The sequence below is a fragment of the Bifidobacterium lemurum genome, from assembly GCF_014898175.1.
GTDB lineage: Bacteria > Actinomycetota > Actinomycetes > Actinomycetales > Bifidobacteriaceae > Bifidobacterium > Bifidobacterium lemurum.
On the sequence record NZ_CP062948.1, the window covers coordinates 1,365,522 to 1,386,163 of the forward strand.

Genomic DNA, 20,642 nt, shown 5'->3' on the forward strand with positions numbered 1-20,642 from the left:
CGTGCAGCTCGCGTGGAGTGAAGGGCTGGAATAAAATCAACACAATAAGAAAGGAAGAACAATGACCAACGAGAAGAACATGGAGCCCGAGGAGACTCCGAGCGTGGTCGAGGATGTGGCCGCCGGTTTCGTGGCCCATGGCCTAGCCGACGGCGCGAAAGCCGGAACGGCGGAGACGGGAAGCGCGCCCGATCCCAAGCGTCCGAAGTGGCTGATTCTCGCGATCGCCGCCGCTTGCGTCGTCGTCGTTGCGGCGGCGGGAATCGGTGGATGGGCCGCGTGGCATCACGCCCAGCTCTCCGAGGCGAAAAGCGTCTGCGCCGAAGCGTCCGACACCGTGCGAGTCGCGATGAACAAGTACAACGCCCTGCTCAATGGTGACGCGGCGGATGCCGTCGAGACATCCGAGGATGCCGTGGCGGATGCGGCGGTGTTGTCGGACCTGGCCGACGCGATCGACGCCGAGGCCCCCGAGTACGCGGGCTGCACCGCCACGGACAAGATCGGATTGGACGAGGCCACGGCGAGCCTGGCCGACGCGTCCGGATGGTACGAGTCGCACACGAAGAGCCTCCAGACGGCGGTGGACGCGGTCAATGCGAGCGTGTTGGACAAGACCGTCTCCGACGCCCGGACGCTGTTGGACTCCACGGACGGCAAAGTGACGGACAACGCCACCCGCGAGGCCTTGAAGACCGCTATCGGGGAGCGGGACGCGGACGCGATCGCCAAGGCCGTGAAAGGCGTGAACGACTCCATCAAGGCGAAGGAGGAGGCCGACCGCAAGGCCCAGGAGGAGGCCGAGGCGGCAGCCGCCCAGGCACAGGCCGAGGCCGAGGCCGCCGCGCAGGCCCAGCAGCAGGCGCAGCAGTACTACCAGCAGTCCTACACGCCCTCCTACAGCTACACGCCCACCTACTCGGGTGGTGGATCGTCCGGTTCCAGCTCAGGAGGGTCGAGCGGCGGTCCGGTCAGCGGCGGACACGGATGCACCACCGACTGCGGCACTCTTCCTGATTACGGCGTGATTATTCACTAAGCAGCTGCGCTCATAGCCCCGCCTTGTGCGGGGCTTTTTCTATGCGCGTTTCGGTATTTCGGTATTCCGGTAAATACCGATTTAGGAAAATGTGTTTTTCCCCGCTTGGGTTTTGCGAAATGGGGTGATAGTGGGGTGGCATCCAGAGGAATGGATGTCGACCTAGGTAATTAGAGGAAGGAAAATCGAATGAGTTTCGATCTTTTCGATCGTCGTTCGGGGGGTCATGGCCTCGACGGCGGATGTGTGAGGAAGGGCGGGCGTAAGGCGCTGGCGGTGCTGGCCGCGTTGGCGACGCTCGCTGCGGGAGGCCTGACCGCCCAGACCGCGTTGGCAGATGGCGGTGGCGGCAACCGTCCGGGCACTGGAGGTGGCGGAGGCGCTGCCGCGCAGTTCTGGCAGTACAAGGACGACGAGACCGGATCATGGGGTCCGGCGACGGACGTGCAGTCGGTCGCGAAGGCCATGGCCGCCGCGGGCGTGAGCATCATCGATAGCGGCGGACAGTACAACGGCTGGGAGAAGGCGCAGGGCGCGTTGGACGACGCGCGCGCCGAATGCGAGGCGAACTTCGCGAAGAACCATCCGGGCGAGGCCGACGCCCAGTGCCGCGTCGTGGCCGTGGGTGCCGTGGCTGGCGCTGGTGGCACTGCGACGGATGTGTGGAATGGCTCCGGCATCTACGACGTGCAGACCTGGCGTGACAATTGGAACAAGTACGTCGCGCCGAACACATATCACTACGCTGGAACTTTCGAATATAAGACTTCCTACCCGTTCGAGGAGGATGCGAGCAAATCGGTGGATTCGATCATGGAGGACAACATCTCCTCCACGGCCTCCATCGTGGTGATCGTCTTGGATAAGTACCAGCCGGCCCAGCCGAACTATGACCTGAGCATTTCGACCCAGGCGTCTGGCACGACGACGAAGGCCGGTGACACCGGCGAAGTGTCGGACACAATCACCTTGTCGAATAACGGTAGCTCGATTGTGGAGAACGTGAGCGGCACGAGCACGCTGCATTGGCGTGGTGTGGACGGTACGACCAAGAGCGTGACGAAGACCTGGACCTCGGCGAACAACTCGAGCACGCAGACGAAGTTCTCGTATCGCGATCTTGATGCGTCGTGGACGTCGTGGCCGTCGGGCGATTATTATTTTGACACTCACGCGGACAAGCAGGGCAAGATGGCCGCCGCCGTGGATCATTGGGGTCAGAACGATCCGGCCGAGAAGTGGAACGCTCCGACGATTCCCACGCCGGTGAAGACCCTGACGAACGCGGCCGGCGACCAGGTGACGGACGCGAACAACCAGATCGCCTCCGGAAGCCTGTACACCGCTCATATCAAGGCGCACTCCAGCGGCTCCCAGCATTTCTGGCTCTATGACATCATCGACGTGTCCAGCCAGCAGGTCGTGATCGGCGGCACGGACGCGGACGATGTGTCGCAGGTGAGCGTGACCGACGAGACCGGCGCGACCGTCGCCGCCGACATCAGCGTCGACGACTCCCAGTCGGGCAAGCGCATCGTCAAGGCCTATGTGAAGAACGCGGCGAGCCGCTGGTACACGCTGAACGTGCCTCAGAGTGCGAAGCCCACCGGTTCGGACTATACGATTCCGGATGATTCCAAGGCGTGCTATACGGGCGACGACCAGACCTGCCAGACCGGTGACAGCCGCGAGGTCGGCAAGGTCACGCCCAGCCCGGACAAGGTCTGGGTCCTGGACGCGGACGGCGCGCTGCATGCGGAGGATCCGAACCACACCAACGATCAGGGTTCTGATAACCGCACGTTCGTGACGGGCGACGCGATCGGCTCGGTGGTCAACGGCGAGATCCCCGCCCACCTCCTCAACCCGCTGACGTCCTACAGCATCACGGATGATTGGAGCGCCAGCGCCGATTGGATCGACTGGGACCATCAGGACCAGGTGCGCGTCTACGTCGACGGCAAGGATCGCACCGACCAGTTCGACATCACGGTGGATACCAAGGCCCACACCACGACTGCCAAGGCCAAGGCCACGTTCCTGCTGGGCACGGCGTTGAAGACCTCGGCCAGCAAGGTCAAGCTCTACCTCGGCGGCTACGTCAAGTCCGCGCCGAACGCGGACTATGCGGCCGACGAGAAGCAGCTGACCAACGCGGGCTCCGAGACGTGGAACAACGAGACCACGCCGACGAACGAGCCGCCGGTGTTCGTGCGCAACCCCAAGCCCGACAAGGCGTGGTCCGTGGACCAAGGCGTCGCCGGCCAGGTGTCCGACCCCGACTGGAGCAACAGCGTGAGCGCGGACGGCAAGACGTTCGTCCAGCAGGACACCTTCGCGGTCACGGTCAACGGCACTCTGCCGAAGAACCTCGCGAAGAACATGTCCTCCTACGAGCTGGGCGACGACTTCTCGAGCTCTGTGAAGTACATCGACTTGGACCAGGCGAGCGTGAAGGTCACGATCGACGGCCAGGACTCCACCAGCCTGTTCGACGTGCATCGCGACAACAGCCGCGTGTGGGTCACCGCCAAGGCCGACCTGCTGGCCGACACCTATAACAAGGCCGCCGACCGCGAGGTTCGTCTGACCATCTCGGGCGCGTTCCGCGCCGACGTGGTCGAGCCGGGCCAGACCGTCACCGTGCCCAACTCTGGTTGGGAGAAGTGGAACGACCAGACCGTGCCCTCGAACACACCCGAGGTCAAGGAATGGAGCCCGAACCCGGACAAGTCGTGGATCCGCTACAGCGGCGGCCAGTGGCACGCCGTGATCGACCCGGACGAGACCAACAAGACCGGCGCGGACACCCTCAAATTCCTTGATGGTGACCAGGTCGGGTCCGTGGTCAACGGCGTCCTGGCGGCGAACCTCGCCAAGGTCGAGAAGATCGAGCTGGCCGACGACTACGCGGACGCCGACTACATCTTCGACGCCACGGGCGACGTCTCCCGGATCCGCGTCTACGAGGCCACGGCCTCCACCGACACGGGGTCCAGCGTGGCCGACATCATCAACACCGGCACCGACGTGACCGATAGGTTCACGATCCGTGTGGACGGCACCAGGATCACCGCCACCGCGAACGCGGACTACATGGCCGAACAGGTCGAACTCGCCCAGCCGAAGCAGATCACCCTCTTCGTACCCGGCGTGGTCAACTTCGCGGACGGCGCTGGCGCGAGCCAGGTCCTCGAGGACCACGGCAAGCAGGCCGGCGACGAGCTGACCTTCTGCGACGACGCCGACGGCGTCAAGCTGACGAACTCCGGCTCCCAGACCGTGAACAACGAGACCGTCGGGACGAACGAGCCGCACATTTGCGGTTACATCCCGCCGGTGAAGAAGAAGGTCGTCGCGGAGAAGAGCCAGGGCGGCAAGCAGGAGGACATCGACGGCAAGGTCGTCTATCCGGGCGAACGCGTGGAGTACCAGCTCGACTTGCAGCCCAAGCTGCCGTCCGATCTGAGCACCGAGGTCGAAAGCGTGAGCTTCCATGACCAGATGAGCGAATACGGCACCCCGAGCAAGCAGACCCTGGAGATGTGGGACCTGAACACGGGCGACGTGATCGACGCCGACCGCTACCAGATCGAATGGGACGACGAGGCTCACAGCTTCACGCTCACGGTCACGGACCAGGAGCTGATCGGACAATGGCGCAAGGCCGGCAACCCGCGTCTTCGCCTCAAGTTCGAGTTCGTCGTCTCCGAGGACGCCCCTGCCGACAAGACCATCGACAACCGGTGGGAGCTGACGGTCAACAACAGCGTCACCCCGTCCAACAAGGTCACCAACCTGCCCCCGGACTTCGATCCCAGCAAGGACGACACCCAGTCCGACGAGCAGGGCGACCCGAGCGTGTCGATCGACGGCAAGACCATGCTGCTGACCAACGCGGGCAACTACGTCGTCACCCTGGATCTCACCCAAAAGGACACCGCCTACAAGGTGTGGAAGGCCGGCATCGTCGACGACTACGACCAAGAGTACGTCACTGTCAACGAGCAGGACATCGAGGTGCTCTCCGCTTCGGGCGAGGACGTCACCGACAAGTTCAACGTCGCGATCATCGACGGCGTGGCCTACGTCTTCGCGCGCACGGTGGACACCCCGATTCCGGCCACGGGCGAGACCGTTCCGGGCGATCCCCAGCCGACCGATCTGAAGGCCTACGCCGAATCGGACTCCTACGACCCGCTTGCGGACCCGTCCATCGACCAGACGCTCTTGGGCCAGACCTACCAGGTCGTGCTGCCTTTCGTGGTCAGCAAGGTCGATGACGGCTACACCGTGGTCAACGAGGCCACCCAGGTCCTCAACGACCAGCGCAAGACCACCAACCAGGTGAGCAACCCCTTGAGGCCGATCAACCCGTCCAAGGACGTGGTCGTGTCGGTGGACGGCGACTCAGTTGATGGACACTCGATCTGGCTCGACCGCCTCTTCCTCTACCGTCTCGATTCGAGCGTCCTGCCCGTGGACCGCGCCTATCCCGAGGTCACGGACTGGAGCATCACCGATCCGTTCGACGTCGAGCATGACGAGTACCAGGGCGCATGGGCGGCCTATCTCGCCCGTGACCTGTACAAGGACGGCGAGGTGATCGCCAAGGCGGGCGAGAAGGTTGCCGGCACCGGCTTCGACTCCACGAAGTTCGGCGGCGACCTGTTCGAGGCCGTCTGGGACGAGGAGACCGGCACGTTCACCGTCAGCGCGACCGACCTCTACAAGTCGCTCGTGAGCGCCGACACCGAGCACGAGGCCGCATGGTACGCCTTCCCGCTCATGCGCCGTATCGCGCTCGGCACCGACATCGAGAACGATTTCGTCGAGACAATCAACGGGGTCGAGCGTCCGTCGAACGTCGTGCGCACCAACACGCCCGACACCGCGCCGAGCATCCACATCGAGAAGTTCGACGAGGAATCCGGCTGGCCCGACGGCGACCGCGACGACACCAAGGACGCACTCGAACTCGGATCGAAGGACGAGGAGAAGACGATCGTGTTCCGCATCACGAACACGTCGGCCGTCGATCCGGACACGGGCGACGGAGCATGGTACCTCGCCAAGGACCTCGACCTGACCGACGAGACCGTCGCGGGCGACGGCGAGGTCGTCGACCTCGAATACCCCGACGACTGGTCCACCCGTGTGCTCAAGCCGGGCGACTCGGTCGACGTCAAGGGCACCCTCAAGGGCGTGACCGACAAGCACACCGACCGCGCCCAAGTCACCGGCGTCCCGCTGTTCGAGTGCCCCGCCACCACCGACCCGCTCGACCCCGACTCGGACGACGCCACGTCCGACGCCGACGCCGCTGAGACAGTCGAGATCGAGGGCCGGCTCATGTGCGCCGACACGAGCGTGACCAGCAACACGGACGATTGGAGCGCCAAGGTCAAGCCGCCTCTGGCGGACACCGGCCTCGCGATTGGCGGCGTGGTCGTCGCCGCGATCCTGATCGCCGGCGCAGGCCTCGGCCTGCTGGCCGTCCGCCGCAGGGACACCGGCAGCCAGGCGCGCCATTCGGCCTGACGACACCACGACCGGCCACGGGATGATTCCCGTCCGTGGCCGGCCATGACCAATGAATGCGCGGATATGCCATGCATATCCGCGCATTCGCATATTCGGCCTGCCGCTCAGCGGTCTTTCGGTATTTACCGAAATCGGTAAAGCGGTGGAGCTACAGTTTGCGCTTTTTCCCCGCCTCGATTTTGCAAAACGGGGCGATAGTGGTGGTGGTAAAAATCAGAAAGGATTGTCATGAACGAGAATATCGTCACATCCGCGTTGGATCTCTTTGCCCAGTTTGCGATTATCGGCGGCGCTCTTTGGGCGGTGTGGGGCGTAATCAGTCTCGCCGGTGGTCTCAAGGACCAGAACGGTCCGCAGATCCAGTCGGGTGTCTGGCAGGTCGTCGGTGGAGGCCTTATTATTGCTGCCGCCGCGTTGTTCCAAACCATCGCACTGTAGCATGGGGTTGGCATGGTCGATTTTTTGGTGGGTTTGCTGAACTCGATCGGCAGTGGTGTATCTCAGTCGGTCGTTGACCAGCTTTTGCAGACGCCGGCCGAGTACAGCATTGAGATGTACAGGCTGAGCCTGTCCATCGCGTCCACCGCCGTCAAACCGATCGCGTCGATCGTCCTAGCGATTGTGTTCACGTTGGAGCTTGCGCGGGTGTCCACGAAAGTGGATGGTGACCGCGAGCTCGGCGTGAAGATGATTGCGGCCGCGATGTTGAAGATCGCGTTGGTGTTCACCGCCGCGCAGCACAGCGATTTGCTGCTTGCCGCGATCGATCAGATCGGGCAGAGCATCATGGACGGGTTCACCGCGGCCGCTCCGACCGGCGGGGATGAATCTTCGCTTGGACTGGGCGACCAGATGCGCGACGCCATCGACGCGGCGGGCACCATCGGCCAGATAGCATGCCTGGTGTTGTTGATCATTCCCTATCTTGCGTCGAAGGCGGCGGTGATCGTGTTCACGGTCGTAGTCCTGCTGCGTTTCGTGCAGATTTACATGCTCACTGCGTTCAACCCGCTGCCACTTGCGTTCGTGGCATGCGATGAGACCCGACAGTGGGGTGTCAACTATTTCAAGCAGTACGCGTCGTTGGTGTTCCAATGTGCGACCTTGTATCTCGCGGTGATCCTGTATCGGGCGTTCGTGGGCAAGGTGATGTCGGTCGAATCATTCCAGGATGGCGACAGTCTGGCCGGTTGGATTATGGATAACTTCGTCAATCTATTGCTGTCGTCGGTGCTTTTGATCGGCATAGTGATGGTCAGCAATGGCGTTGCCAAGAAGCTGTTCGGCGGCGAATAGAAAGAGGTGTTGATATGGCTTTGCAGATGCCTGTCTACCGTGAGATCAGCGCGATTGAATCGAAAGTGTTCATGGGTCATAGCTGGCGGCAATTGTGCGCCATCGTCCTGCTGACGGTGGTGTGTGGTGGCCTGTATTTCATGCTGTGGGTGGTCGTCGGTCTGCCGGACAACCTGTGCATGTACATCGTGTTCGTGCCGGGGGTTCCGATAGCGGCGTGGGGTTGGTGGCGTCCCAAGGGATTGCTGCCGGAAAAGTATCTGGGGTATGTCGTCAGGCATTACCTGGGAAACAACCTGTATCTGTTGGGCGGCCGGGCCCAGGACTATCGCACATCAGCCCGTCCCTCGATTAAGGAGCGCACACGATGATCAATCATGGAGGCAAGGGCCGCGCCAAAACGTCCGCGCGCGTGCCGAATAGCGTCAAGGAGCTGATCGGATTCGACTCGATGCTACGCAACGGCATCGCCTATCTTGGCAATGACCGGTGGAGCGTATCGATCGTGTTCGCAGACATCAACTACCAGCTCAGCCCCGAAGCGCATCAGATGGAGATCATCGACCGGTGGGCGAAACTCCTGAACATGTTCGACGCCGGACAATGCGTGCAGATCAGCGCGATCACGCGCACGCGCGGCATCGACGCGATCCTGCGCGACATCCGCATGGATGCCCACGGCGACGGACTGGACCAATACCGCGACGACTACAATCGCATCGTCACGCGCCGCTTGGAGATGGCCAGCCGCGACACGGACACGGTCAAACTGCTCACCCTCACGATCGAGGAGCACGACAGAGAGACCGCCGTCGGCACGCTCAACGCGTTATGCAACAGTGTGATCGCGCAGATGCGCGGCATCGACGAATGCCGCGCCACACGGCTCGACCGTGAGCAGCGGCTGCGCCTCATGGCGGAGATCCTTCGGCCGGGCGACCATTTCAGGTTTAGTGAATCCCGGCATGACGCCAAAAAACATGAGGACATAAAGGACGTGGTCTGCCCTTGGGCGATCGATGCCAGGCGTTCCGCTGATCTTGAGATCTCGTATTCGGACACCGGCTATTTCCATCGCACATTGTGGATCTCGGACTATCCGCCGGAGCTCTCCGACCAGCTCGTCAACGAGCTGGCATCCATCCGCGCCCGCATCAATGTGGCTATCCACTTGCGCCCCTATGACCGTGGCGAGAGCCTGACCCAGGTGCGCCGCAAAAACGCCGAGATCAAAATGCAGATCATCGAGCAGCGGCGCAAGAACCGCAAGCAAGGGCTCGACCCCGACGATCTGCCCGATGACTTGGCCGACCAGCGCGACCAGATAGCGGAGATGCGCGAGGAGCTGTCGAAAACCAACCAGCGTTTGGTCAACGCGCTCATCGTGATCGGTGTGAGCGCCGACAGCCTCGAAGCGCTCGACCTGGCCTGCAAGAGCGTCAAGGCGAGGGTCAACAGCCAGTCGTGCAAGGCTGAATCGCTGCGATACATGCAGATGGAGGGCTTGGTGGCGGAGTTGCCGTTAGGCAATAATCCACTGCCTATGCGCCGCACGCTGACCACCAATTCGGCCGCGATCTTGATCCCCTTCACCACACAGGAAGTCTATGAGGCGGGAGGTGTGTTCTACGGGTCCAATGCCAGAAGTGGTAATCCGATCGTCGCGGACCGGCGCGCCCATCTGAACTCCAACGGCTTCATCCTGGGCACATCGGGCGGCGGAAAAAGCTTCACCGTCAAGCAGGAGATTGGCTCGATCTATCTCAACCGTGATGATGAGGTCATTATCATCGACCCCGAAAAGGAGTATGTGCCTCTGGCCGACGCGTTCGGTGGTGAGGTCATCCCCATCAGCGCCGGCGCGGACCGGTGCATCAATCCGCTGGACATCGTGCTGGACGACGCCGGTGACGTCGATCCGGTCAAGGACAAGACCAATTCGGTCGTCGCTCTGATCGGCAGCCTCATCGGTGGACAGTCCGGCCTGTCGGCGGTGGAGAAGAGCCTGGTGGACCGCTGCGTGATGGGATTGTACGTCGCCTACCGCGAGCGTGGCGGCGGCGACCAGCCCACATTGTCCGACCTGCGTGACGCGCTGGAAGCCACGGGTGAGGAGGCGGGACATCTGCTGGCCTTGGCGCTTGACGCGTACACCAGCGGCTCCCTGTCCGGCTTCAATGGCCAGACCGATATCGACCTGCGTTCCAGGTTCACGGTGTTCGACGTGTCCGGTCTATCGGGGGAGCTGCGCACCTTCGGTATGATGACGGTCATCGACCAGACCTGGAACCGCGTCGTCCGCAACCGTGCCCAGGGACGGCGCACCTGGTTGTTTGTTGACGAATTCCACCGCTTCTTCGGCAACGACTACTCGGCCGGCCGATTCAAGGACCTCTATAAAAGAGCGCGCAAGTATGGGCTCGGCATCACCGGCATTACCCAGAACATCGAGGAGCTGCTGATCGATGACGGGGCCAGACTCATGCTGTCCAACTCCGACTTCCTTATGCTGCTGAGTCAGAACGACACCGACGCGGACGCCCTGTGCGACTTGCTGAAGCTGTCGGATGAGCAGCGTCAGTATTTCACGACGGTGCTGCCGGGGCAGGGGCTGATGAAGATCGGCAACGCGTACGTGCCGTTCGACGGGCGCATCAACGAGGACAGCTTGCTCTACGCGCTCTACGACACCAAGTTTGAAGACGGGGAGTGACGGTGAGGGGCAACGCGGGTGCGCCGGCATCGAAAGCCGTCCACGCCGTCCGTGCGGGCGCGCGTGCCGGCGCGCGGGTGAGCGCCAAGCTATCGCATGGCGCGACGGGCGTCACATCCTCCGTATGGGCCGGCGCGGCCGACCGGACCGACACGGCGGACATTATCGGCCACGATACCGCCTCCGTGACGGCCGGTGCGGGGTCGAAAACCGCCAATACGCTACGCCACGGCGTCGGAGCAGCGGCCGCGCACGCACGGCGACGATTGAACTCCGGCCGGCCGACGAAGATCATCGAGGCCAATGCCAGCGACCGTATCGCCGCACGTGCCGCCAAGGGCGGAGCAAGCGGCAAAATCGCCGCCCTGCGTTCGACGGGCAAAACCCTGGCAGGCGGCGTCGGCCGGGTCGGGCGTGCCGGATCCGCACGGCTCAAAGACCTGGACACCCGCCTCATGCAGGCGGATACCGACGACGCGTCACGCATCGCCACCGCGACGCGATCCGCCGCATATCGCGCGTCGGGCAAAGCCACGTCAAGCGTCAAAAGCATGTGGCGGCACCGCAAAGCGCCCGTGCGAGCGGCGCGGGCGGGAGCTGACGTTGCGCGAGCAGGTGCCAGGGCCGCCGTCGCAGCGGCCAACTTCGTTAGAGGTGTCGCTGTTCGCACCGTGTCCGCGATCGCCTCAGCCGCCGCGTCGATCAGCATGCCGCTCATCCCCATAGCGGCGAGCGTGCTCGCCGTCGTGATGCTTGTCGTCAGCGTCGCCGGACTGTTCGCAGGCACCGGCCAAGCGGGCGTCAAAAACGTGCCTTCGGAATATGTCTCGGATGTCCAGCGCGCCGGCAGCATCTGCGCCGCGATTACCCCAGCGGCCATCGCCGCGCAGATCGAGGCCGAATCCGGTTGGGATCCCCAGGCGCAAAGCCCCGCTGGAGCTCAGGGCATCGCCCAGTTCATGCCATCCACATGGGCGGCGCACGGTCTGGACGGCGATGGGGACGGCACGGCCGACGTATGGAATCCACACGACGCGATATGGAGCCAAGGCAACTACATGTGCTCCATCGTCACCCAGGTTGAGGGGCTGAAACGGACCGGCGCGGTGTCGGGCGACACGTTGTCCCTCGCTCTTGCCGCCTATAATGCGGGTCTGGGCGCGGTTGTCCAGCATGGCGGCATCCCTCCCTACACGGAGACCCGGAACTATGTGTCCAAAATCACCGGACTGATTAGCAAATACCAAGGCGACGCCACCTTCGATGATTCATCTGGGCAGACTGGCCAGCTCTCCCCGTCGCTGACGGTCAGCGCGGCCGGCTATGTCAGCACCGCCGGCATCGATCTGAGTCCTGGATCCACCTACGCTTGGGGACAATGCACCTGGTGGGCTGCGATTCGCCGTGCCCAGATAGGCAAGGCGGTCGACCCGTACATGGGCAACGGCGGCGACTGGGGCAGCAAAGCGATCGCTTTGGGATATTCGGTCGGCAGCTCCCCACGTCCAGGAGACGCGATCTGCTTCCACCGCGGCGTGCTCGGAGCCGACGCCACCTACGGGCACATCGGCATCGTCGAGGCCGTCTACGATGACGGGTCGATCCTGATCAGCGAGGCCAACGCGCGCGGCGTCGGCGTGGTCTCCACCCGCACCATCACCGCCTCCCAGCTCGCCGCCGCCGGCACGGGCATACAATTCATCCACTGATTGGACGGCCAATGCACAAGCAATCCAAAATCCGCATCATTCTACTTGTCTGCGCATCCATCCTCGCAATCCTGCTGCTGCTCGCATCGGCTGTCCTATCCGGCAAGTCATACAATGACGTGACCAGTTCTGCAGAAATCGAATCGTCCATAGTCCACCCCGATGCGGGCGGCGACATTGATGGTGACGACGGGAGGGCCATGACCGCTGCCGAGGCGTGCATGCAGGTCGCTCCCGCAGCCCTCCAAGCATGGACCGACCAATCGGAGGATGGAGACGCGCTGCTCGCCGAGACATTCGTCCACTCGGCAATCCTCGACCTTGGCGAACCTGAGACGATGCCGGATCTTCCCCGGTCCGATTGGAGGGCCGGTCTCTTGTCCGGCGGCGAAGACACTGCGGTATGCAGCGTGTACGCCGGCGGTGACCTGCCCTGGACCGTCGGACTGACGCGCACGGATGACGGATGGCTGGCCAACGTCATCATGCAGCCGGGGGAGACGTCCGGCAACCCCTCTACGGGAGATTCACACGATGAGCAATAAGCCTTTTCTCAGTCCCCGTTTGACCTCATGGCAGCTATGGACCATGTCTAATGACCCCGACTGGCGTCCATGGATCGACGACATTATCAACCATCCGCACTCCTACGAAGCCCTCCGCATGTGGGGGCTGACGGCGGCGGCCGAAGGATTCGACACCGCCGGCGGCGCACCACGCCCGGAAGACGCACGTCCGCAAGGCGTCCGGGCGCTTATCGACAGAATCATCGGCACTCCCACGCCGGTGCCACCGCTCCCGCAAGACCCGACCGGCGAAAACACTGCCGTGCCGGCACGCACGGAGACGGTAGGAGACGTCTTCGATGAATTCGATGAACCGGGCGACCTGACCGATTTCACGGCCACGGTCAAGACCGGCCTCTCATGGAGACCGATCATTGCCATTGGCCTCATCGCGCTCTTCGTCGCGGCGGCGGCGTTCAGTGGGTGCGTCGCGTGGCGACACTGGGATAGGAGTCGCACCGAAGCCGGTCTAACCCGTGCCCGCGCTACATGCGCGGAAGCCAACGAAGGGACGCAAACCGCCGCCGAGGCCTATTACGATGCCCTCGCCGCCGCTAAGACCGTCGCCAACACCGACGAAACCACGCTTAAAGACGTGTCGACGATGACCGAGCTCAATGACGCCATATCGCAGGATATGCCGGAAATCTCCGCGTGCGACGCGGAGACCGAACAGGGTCTTGACGAGACCACTGCGAGCTTGGGCGAGGCGGCCAAGTGGTACGAGGATCATATGAAGAGTCTCCAAGCGGCGGCGGACGCGGTCGAAGAAAGCGTGCTGGACAAGACCATCGCCGACGCCGAGGCACTGCTGGCGGCCTCGGATGGCAAGGTCTCCGACAATGCCACGCGCGAGGCGTTGGCCAAAGCGATTGAGGAACGGGATGCGGACGCGATCGCTAGCGCGGTCAAGAGCGTGAATAGCAGCGTGAAGGCGAAGGAGGAGGCCGACCGTAAGGCCCGTGAAGAGGCCGAGGCTGCCGCTGCTCAGGCTCAAGCCGAGGCCGAAGCGCAAGTCCAGTCGCAGGTGCAGCAGTACTACCAGCAGCAGTCTTACACGCCCTCATACTCCGGCGGCTCTGGGACTGGCGGCAGCAGCGGCTCCAACGGAGGCACCTCCGGCACCGGCGGAGGAAACGATGGTTGGGAGGTGCCGGCCCCATCGGAGCCAGACCCCTTCCCCGATTACATCAACTGATGCGCGTTCCGCGCATCTCACGACGCGACGGCCGCGAAAGTGACATAATGAGGAGAATCACATGCGGAACTGGCGGAAAGGAGCTGCGATGGACGTTTCCATCATTCGAAAGCCGACCGACTGGCCGTTTGAAATCCCTGAAATCACGGCCGAGGCTATCGATGACCTGATCGCAGCCATGGAGCGCGGCGAGCGTTGGATTGGCCGTTATCTGGATGATTTGGATGGGGCCACGCGCGAGATGGACAACCTTGACCAGGAGACCTTGGTGCGCAACTATTACCTGCGTGAGGAGTGGGCGCGTGATTGATACGACGCTGCATGATTTCTCCGATGCCGACCTGAAGGTCAGCGTCTACGACGGTGCCGCCGAGAAGCGCACCATGCACTGGAATGGCCACCGGTATATGTTGAAGTTCGGCTACGTGCTTGATTCGGACAAGCGAGAGTCCGAGCGGACCAGCTACGTCAACGTGCCCGTCAACGAGTTCATCGGTTCCAACGTCTTCGCCGTGGCCGACATCCCCACCCAGGAGGTGTCGCTTGGCATGTATAAGGGACAGTCCGTCATCGCGTGCCGCGACTTCATGGAGGATATGGACCCGTCCTGGCGTCTGGTGCATTTCAAGCAGTTGGAAATCAGTATGCCGGGGGAGAGCGGCAGGTCGAAGGCACGCCCCGACTGGGATTTCGTCAGGCATGTGCTCGATGACAGTCCCGACCTCGCCGCAATCCGCGAGCGGGCGTGGGAGCGATTCAAGCGGATCGTCTGCGTGGACGCGCTGATCGGCAACTACGACCGGCACTCCAACAACTGGGGTTTCATTGCCGACGGCCAAGCGAACATCATCGACACGGCACCCGTGTATGATTGCGGCTCGTCCCTGGCCCCACACCTGTCCCATGATGAGATGATGGCACGTCTGGCCGATCCCCGGCTCATGCGCGACGCCAACCTCGAATCCCCGGCCATCGCGATGAACGTGCATGGCAAACGACGCAAATACTCATACTTCATGCTCTCCGACTATGCGCGGGAGTTTCGTAGTGCTTTGCCGGAACTGTGGCCGCGCTTGGGCAAGGAGTCGACCGATCGGGTGGTGGATGCCGTGCCTGGCATCGATGATCTCCACCGCGACTTCTACCGGGCGACCCTCGACGTCAGACGTGAGTGCATCATCAAGCCCGCGTTGGATCTCGCGTTGAAGGAGAACCCCAGTCTGACGGTGTCCGACGAAATCCAACAGCCTCCCGCGAAGGGAGACCGGTCGGCCGTGCTCGACCTGCTGGCCAAGAAAACCGCTCAACAGCGTCAGCCTGATGCGGGAGAAGACGCCAGGAGACAGCGTCATACACGATAGAGCAGAGGCCCGGCATTGCCGGGCCTCTATCGTCAGTCGGAGGGCAGCCTTGTCTCGATCGGCCGCCAGTCTTTCGAATGCCTGAGTCGAGACCTGGGCTTGGTGGGGTGCTGGTCGAATCCCAGTTTGCGGCTCTGGAATGGATGCAGGCCGCGCAACATGAAGATGCATAGGTCGTCATCCATCTTGCTGAGCTCGTCCGCCAGCATCAGCTCACGGCCGGTGCGTCGGTGGCTGATGGACCAACTGCCGTTCACGCCCCGGCTTTCGCTGGTCTCCCTGGTGTCGATGGTCTGCTTGCCGAGCCGTTTCGATACCCATTCCGTCGTCGATTCCTCCCCGCCGCCGTAGAAGAGAGTCGAGTCGCAGTTGCCGGTGATGGTCTCCCAATCCTTCGGATACATGCTTTTGAGCTGTCCGAGCGTCTGGAGGATGATGCTCGCTCCGACATTGCGTGACCGCATGGTGCTGATAAGACGCTCGAAATGCGGGATTCGGCCGACGTTCGCGAATTCGTCCAAAAAGCAATGCAGCGGGACGGGCAAACGTTTGTCCGGCATATTCCTGGTCCGGCGGAACACACTATCGAACAAACACTGATAAAAAATCGCGGCCAAAAAATTGAAGGTCGTGTCCTCGTCGGGGATTTTCAGATAGATGGCCATGCGCTTGGACTTATCCGCCCCGATGAGGTCGATGCCGATGTTGTCGTCCTTGACGATTTCGCGCACCTCGTGCACCTGGAGAGGGGCGAGACGCACGCCGAGCGAGATGATGATGCTCTTCTTCGTCTCTCCGGCCCCCTGGGTGAAAGGCCTGTATTGGTCGGCGGCGAACCTCAATCCTCTGACGGTCCTGGCCGCCTGCTCGTCCCAAGCGTCCTCGTCGGCCGCGAAGATCTTCCACACCTCCTCCGCGCCCAGCATCTTGGCGTCGACCTCGCTGATCATGTTCTCGTCCTCCTCGCTGGCGCGCAGTTTGGCGGCGAGATCCACGACCGAGTTCAGGTTGCATTCACCGGCCTTTTCATCGACCTTGGTGTAGTAGACCATCGCGATAAGAGACGTGAGCAGCGCACGTTCGGACTTCACCCAAAAATCGTCGCCGGAATGTTTCTCGGCCTCGCTGCTGTCGGTGTTGGCGAGCAGATTGGACACCAGCCGCATAATCGACACATCAGGCTTCATCGGGTCGATATATTTGAGCGGATTGAACATCGTATCGCACGTTAGGTCGATCAGGTCCAGACATCGGGTGTCATAGCCGGCGTCGCGCAGCGTCGCGGCGGTGGAGTCCCACAGCTCTCCTTTGGGGTCGGTGCACGCATAGTGCATGGTTCGCTTGAGGATGTTTGGGATGACGTAGGCGCTGGTCTTGCGTGCGCCCGAACTGCCGAGCATCAGCACGTTCAGATTGCGTTTCGTGCCGACCGTGTCAAGGCTCAAGCCCTCGGTCGCGGTCATCTGCAGATTCTGCGATGGATTGCGGTCAGTGTACGGGGCCATCTCGTCGCTTGTCGCCCATCGGGCCGAACCGTACTCCTCGCCATCGCGGTAGGTGCGTCGCATGCTCCACCGGTACAGGTGGTATAGGCCGACCGCGCATGCGCCGCCCAAACCCCAGAGCAGATCCACGCGATCCAGACTCAAGCGCAACGGCGCGCGGAACGCCATAGCGAGATGATCCATCATGGCGGATGCGTCGGAGCCTGCGGCGATGTCCGAGCGGATCTGCATGGCCATCAGGTCGGCCGCCCAGAATCCGAGCAGCATGGTCAGGATGATGGGCAAGGATTTCCTCAACATGGTTGTTGCTCCTTTCTGGTGCCGGTCTGCTGTCTTATCTGCTGTCTGCCGGACTGTTTGCCGAACGACATGATCTGCCGTTCCAGACGGGCGAGTTCGGCCAAAACGTCGCGCCTGGTTCCGACATTGAGGCCAGTGGGTGCGGTTCGAGAATCCTTCTCTTGGCGGTCCGTTGTCTGTTCCTTCGGACCACTGTGGCCGGGCTCTTGCCGGTCTGTGGCTGGTCCGGTCGAGCCGGTGGCCGAACCGTCGGTTGGGGATGACGGCAGAGGCATGCAGATTGCGAGATTCTGGTCCCGCGCGATCACCGCATCGGCTGCCGAAGCCATGTGGGCCAGCAGCGCCGTCTCAAGGTCGTCAGCCGCGTGATGTGTGATGGTCCATCCCATCCGGGTCGCCATGACCGTCAGATCAGTCAGATCGTTTCCGATGCCGACCGCGATGTTGAGTCGTGGGATCATGATTCGTTCTCTCCCTCGTGGCTGGGCGTGAGACCGAGCGTTTCCACGATGAGGTCGCATCCGTCTTCGGCTTCCGGCAATCGTCCTTTGAGTATGATCGCGCTGCCGGTGTCGGCACGGCTCTCCTGGAGATTCCGGCGATGCGCGTCGCCGACGGCGAGGGCGGTGACCTGATGGACTCCGTCGCTGGAGCGGACGTTGATTTTAAGGATCGTCTCGTCTCCGATGCGTCTTGGTTTTTGGGCCAATGTGCCCTCAAGCCAGACAATCTGCTCGTTCACGGCAGCTCCTATCTACTGTGCTTTTGCTTGTGCTCCTGGCTGCGGTGCCTCTGGCCGGACAATGCCTCTGCGGCTTTGTCCCTCAGCATCGACAGCAGGGACCTGCGGTCGCCTTTGTCCGTCTTTCCGTCGGGTTCGGCCTGCGTGGCTGCGGCTTCTTCCTTGATCGCGGTCTCCTTGCGTTCCGTCTCATCCTTCGCGCGTTCCCTTATGGGGTTCCGGCGGTCGGTGATGTCTTGGTCGTTATGGTCGCCGACAAGGGTGTCGAGCAGCAGCAGCGCGGCCGCGCGCCGGTCCTCGGCCGAGAAACGGGTATCGGCGACGCTGCGCGCCTGCGGGACGTCATGCTGTTGTGCGTGCTGGACCGCCACACGATCGATGGCCCTCTTGGTCGCTTTCAATGCGAGTCCGGCATCGTATTTGCCCGCGTCCATATACGCGATCAATTGGTTCTGGAGCCGGTCGACGCTTTCCCAGGCATTGCCGACCGCGTATCTGGCGAGTCCGAACGCCGCTGTGTGATCGTCTTTCTGCTCGCGTAGCCGTATGACCTCACTCCGCATCTCCTCGCTCAACGGAGTTGCCGTGTCGACTGCGGGCGGCTGTTTGGCCTGCATGTCTGGCGTCTTGCGTTTGGCGGCTTTCCTCGCTTCGGCTATCGCGGCGCACAGCTTCGCGGGATCGTCGATGGTGACGCTGCGGCGCTTCTCGCCGCGTCCTTGGAACAGTTCGACGCCGCGTCCCGGACGCAAACGGACATTGACGTCCCTGCCTTCGGACTTCTGCCGTTTAATGGCGTCGGAGGCGAACAGGTCGAACGCCCACCCGTCCAAACGGCGTCCGTCGATGACTGTGCCGGCGGGCAGGCGGATGATCATCTTGTCCCACTCGCGCCCGTCTCGGGCATGTAAAGTGTACGGGCGTGCGGCGTCATTATCGACCCATGCGTTCGGCCATCCCTTCCGTCCGTTGGGTGTCGGAGACGTTGCGGCGCGGGCTCCCGGCTCGCGCGTCCGCGCGTGGCCATCGGTGAGCAGTTGACAGGCCGTGCGGTCGATGAGTGTGTCCCAATCCTCCAACTTGCCGTCGTTCGGACGGTCGAGCAATGGCCGCTCTCCCCTCCTGATAATGCCTCCGCGCGCCACATGATGCGTGATGTCCCACGCGTCCGGCCCTCCGTTATGGTTGCGGCTGGTCTGGTAACGGTTGTAGATTTGCCGGCCGCGCGCCATCAACTCGCTGTCGTCGAGTCTTTGCGGCGGGCTGATGGGAGCTGGGGCCACGCTGTGGGCGATGGTCTCCAATCGCGGTCCCATGTCGTCACTGTATTGCAGATGGCGCAACCCGTAGGAGTCGACCAGGCCTTGGCCGTTGACATGCCAGTCAATGGAAATCAGGTCATCCCCACTGTCCTCAAGATACCAGGAGGACGGCTCACCTATGCCTCGCTCCAGTCCGGCTTGCAGCAGCGCGAGCCGAACCGCGTCGGGGCCGGCATCGGGCTTTGACTCCGCGCGCGCAAGTGCTTCGGCCCATCCCATCGGCAATGCCTTACCGTCGATGCGGAACGTGATGGCTCCCGGCTGCTCGACTGTTCTCACGTCTGGTTTGGCCCCGTTTGCCCATTGGGCGATGCCATTGGCAATCTGACGGGATGGGTCCGTATCCCCTGGCTGCATGATGCCGAATCCCATCGTCAATCGTGTCGAGTCGCCTTGGATGGTGTGTTGGTGCACGACGATGTCTCCGGGCTCGTAGGCCACGCCGATGGCGTCGACCCCGCTCGCGTTGGCGATGCCGGCGGTCCATAACAGGTCGCCGGACATCGCCCACCAACGTGTGGGCCATGGCGTGGGATTGGTGATGCCGTTGATTGTGTCCTGTATGATCGCGGTCCGGCGCAGCAGTGTTTCGCGCTCGATCGATGTGTTGTCCATGTCCATGATGACGGCTCCTATCGGTTATGCTTTTTGGCCGGTTTGAGGGTGCGTGCGGGTTGTTGCTTCGCGGCTTCGAGATGGGCCGCCGCACGTTCGTCCAGCAGCTTGAGCGCATCGGCCCGCGTCTTCTTGCCCAGCTTGGACTTATCTGGACGTGACTCGGACTGCCGTCCGGTCGGTTGGCTTTCGGCCCGATGCTCTGGTTCGGATGATTGCTTGTCCACCTGTTTTTCGGGGAGCCCACGTTCCGGTGCGGTGGTTTCGGACGGTGCCGTGGCCGTGATGCTTCGGTCGGGTGTCGTCATCTCCGTGGTGAGGGTCAACCCCACTTGTTCGAAAGCGCGGTTGACCGCGTGCAGCAGATGATCTTGGTCTTTGCCTTGAAAGTGCAGATAGTAGGATCCCTGTCCGGTAGTTTCGACCGAATAGGTGATGCCGGCCTTGCGTAGTGATTTCGTCACCTCTTTGAGGCTTTCATCAGGCAGCAGGATGTCGTGCACGTCCTTGCCCATGGATTGCAGACGCGCCTCGCTGACCTTGCCCGTCTCCATCTGGTGTCTGATGGCGTCCGTGATCATTCCGGCACCTCCGGTGACGATCCTCCAGCCCGCTGCGGCAAAGCCTTTGGCGCTGTCCGCGCCGACCCGGACGATGAGACTCGCTCCGGATTCGATGATTCTGATGCCGATGTCCTTGACCTGGCTTTCAACCATTTCCTCGATTGCCATG

Annotated in this window: 16 protein-coding genes; 11 read left to right on the forward strand and 5 right to left on the reverse strand. The window is 62.5% G+C overall.

Going from position 1 to position 20,642, the window contains the following annotated elements; all coding sequences use genetic code 11:
- Nucleotides 1-61: 61 nt before the first annotated feature.
- The 11 genes from BL8807_RS05030 (at nt 62) to BL8807_RS05080 (ending at nt 15,426) form a co-directional block, all read left to right on the forward strand.
- On the forward strand, nt 62-1,039 hold the full coding sequence (locus BL8807_RS05030) for a hypothetical protein (protein WP_094635791.1): 978 nt from the start codon (nt 62-64) through the stop codon (nt 1,037-1,039).
- A 189-nt stretch (nt 1,040-1,228) separates the two neighbouring features.
- A complete protein-coding gene (locus BL8807_RS05035; RefSeq protein WP_083570380.1) occupies nt 1,229-6,580 on the forward strand; it encodes an LPXTG cell wall anchor domain-containing protein in 5,352 nt (1,783 codons plus the stop codon).
- A 231-nt stretch (nt 6,581-6,811) separates the two neighbouring features.
- On the forward strand, nt 6,812-7,021 hold the full coding sequence (locus BL8807_RS05040; RefSeq protein WP_072727102.1) for a hypothetical protein: 210 nt from the start codon (nt 6,812-6,814) through the stop codon (nt 7,019-7,021).
- 12 nt (nt 7,022-7,033) lie between these two features.
- Nucleotides 7,034-7,879, forward strand: a complete 846-nt coding sequence (locus tag BL8807_RS05045) for a VirB6/TrbL-like conjugal transfer protein, CD1112 family (protein ID WP_072727101.1) — start codon at nt 7,034-7,036, stop codon at nt 7,877-7,879.
- Between the two features lie 14 nt (nt 7,880-7,893).
- On the forward strand, nt 7,894-8,250 hold the full coding sequence (locus BL8807_RS05050) for a PrgI family protein (RefSeq protein WP_072727100.1): 357 nt from the start codon (nt 7,894-7,896) through the stop codon (nt 8,248-8,250).
- On the forward strand, nt 8,247-10,592 hold the full coding sequence (locus tag BL8807_RS05055) for a VirB4-like conjugal transfer ATPase, CD1110 family (protein ID WP_072727099.1): 2,346 nt from the start codon (nt 8,247-8,249) through the stop codon (nt 10,590-10,592). Before BL8807_RS05050 ends, BL8807_RS05055 begins: the two co-directional genes overlap by 4 nt.
- A 2-nt stretch (nt 10,593-10,594) precedes the next feature.
- The gene (locus BL8807_RS05060) at nt 10,595-12,301 is read left to right on the forward strand and encodes a lytic transglycosylase domain-containing protein (RefSeq protein WP_083570385.1); all 1,707 of its coding nucleotides are present in this window, start codon (nt 10,595-10,597) and stop codon (nt 12,299-12,301) included.
- Nucleotides 12,302-12,312: 11 nt separating this feature from the next.
- The gene (locus tag BL8807_RS05065) at nt 12,313-12,846 is read left to right on the forward strand and encodes a hypothetical protein (RefSeq protein WP_072727098.1); all 534 of its coding nucleotides are present in this window, start codon (nt 12,313-12,315) and stop codon (nt 12,844-12,846) included.
- A 43-nt stretch (nt 12,847-12,889) separates the two neighbouring features.
- Nucleotides 12,890-14,065 carry a hypothetical protein gene (locus BL8807_RS05070; RefSeq protein WP_072727097.1) on the forward strand — a complete coding sequence of 392 codons (1,176 nt, stop codon included), beginning with the start codon at nt 12,890-12,892 and terminating at the stop codon, nt 14,063-14,065.
- Between the two features lie 88 nt (nt 14,066-14,153).
- Nucleotides 14,154-14,375: a hypothetical protein gene (locus BL8807_RS05075; RefSeq protein ID WP_072727096.1), complete on the forward strand. Its 222-nt coding sequence runs from the start codon at nt 14,154-14,156 to the stop codon at nt 14,373-14,375.
- Complete coding sequence (locus BL8807_RS05080) at nt 14,368-15,426, forward strand: HipA domain-containing protein (RefSeq protein WP_072727095.1); 1,059 nt, start codon at nt 14,368-14,370, stop codon at nt 15,424-15,426. The genes BL8807_RS05075 and BL8807_RS05080 overlap by 8 nt, the downstream gene beginning before the upstream one ends.
- A 32-nt stretch (nt 15,427-15,458) precedes the next feature.
- On the opposite strand, the gene BL8807_RS05085 is transcribed toward BL8807_RS05080, so the two are convergent.
- Genes BL8807_RS05085 through BL8807_RS05105 form a run of 5 tightly spaced genes read right to left on the reverse strand, consistent with a single transcriptional unit; the run spans nt 15,459 to nt 20,641 of the window.
- Nucleotides 15,459-17,231, reverse strand: coding sequence for a VirD4-like conjugal transfer protein, CD1115 family (locus BL8807_RS05085; RefSeq protein WP_072727094.1), 1,773 nt, complete (start codon nt 17,229-17,231; stop codon nt 15,459-15,461).
- Complete coding sequence (locus BL8807_RS05090) at nt 17,225-17,692, reverse strand: hypothetical protein (RefSeq protein WP_072727093.1); 468 nt, start codon at nt 17,690-17,692, stop codon at nt 17,225-17,227. Before BL8807_RS05090 ends, BL8807_RS05085 begins: the two co-directional genes overlap by 7 nt.
- Nucleotides 17,689-17,973: a hypothetical protein gene (locus BL8807_RS05095; protein WP_072727092.1), complete on the reverse strand. Its 285-nt coding sequence runs from the start codon at nt 17,971-17,973 to the stop codon at nt 17,689-17,691. Before BL8807_RS05095 ends, BL8807_RS05090 begins: the two co-directional genes overlap by 4 nt.
- Before the next feature lie 8 nt (nt 17,974-17,981).
- Entirely contained in the window at nt 17,982-19,916 is a 1,935-nt protein-coding gene (locus tag BL8807_RS05100) for a hypothetical protein (protein WP_072727091.1), read from the reverse strand.
- Nucleotides 19,917-19,927: 11 nt separating this feature from the next.
- Nucleotides 19,928-20,641 (reverse strand): PcfB family protein, encoded by a 714-nt coding sequence (locus BL8807_RS05105; RefSeq protein WP_072727090.1) that lies wholly within the window; start codon nt 20,639-20,641, stop codon nt 19,928-19,930.
- Nucleotide 20,642 lies beyond the last annotated feature (1 nt).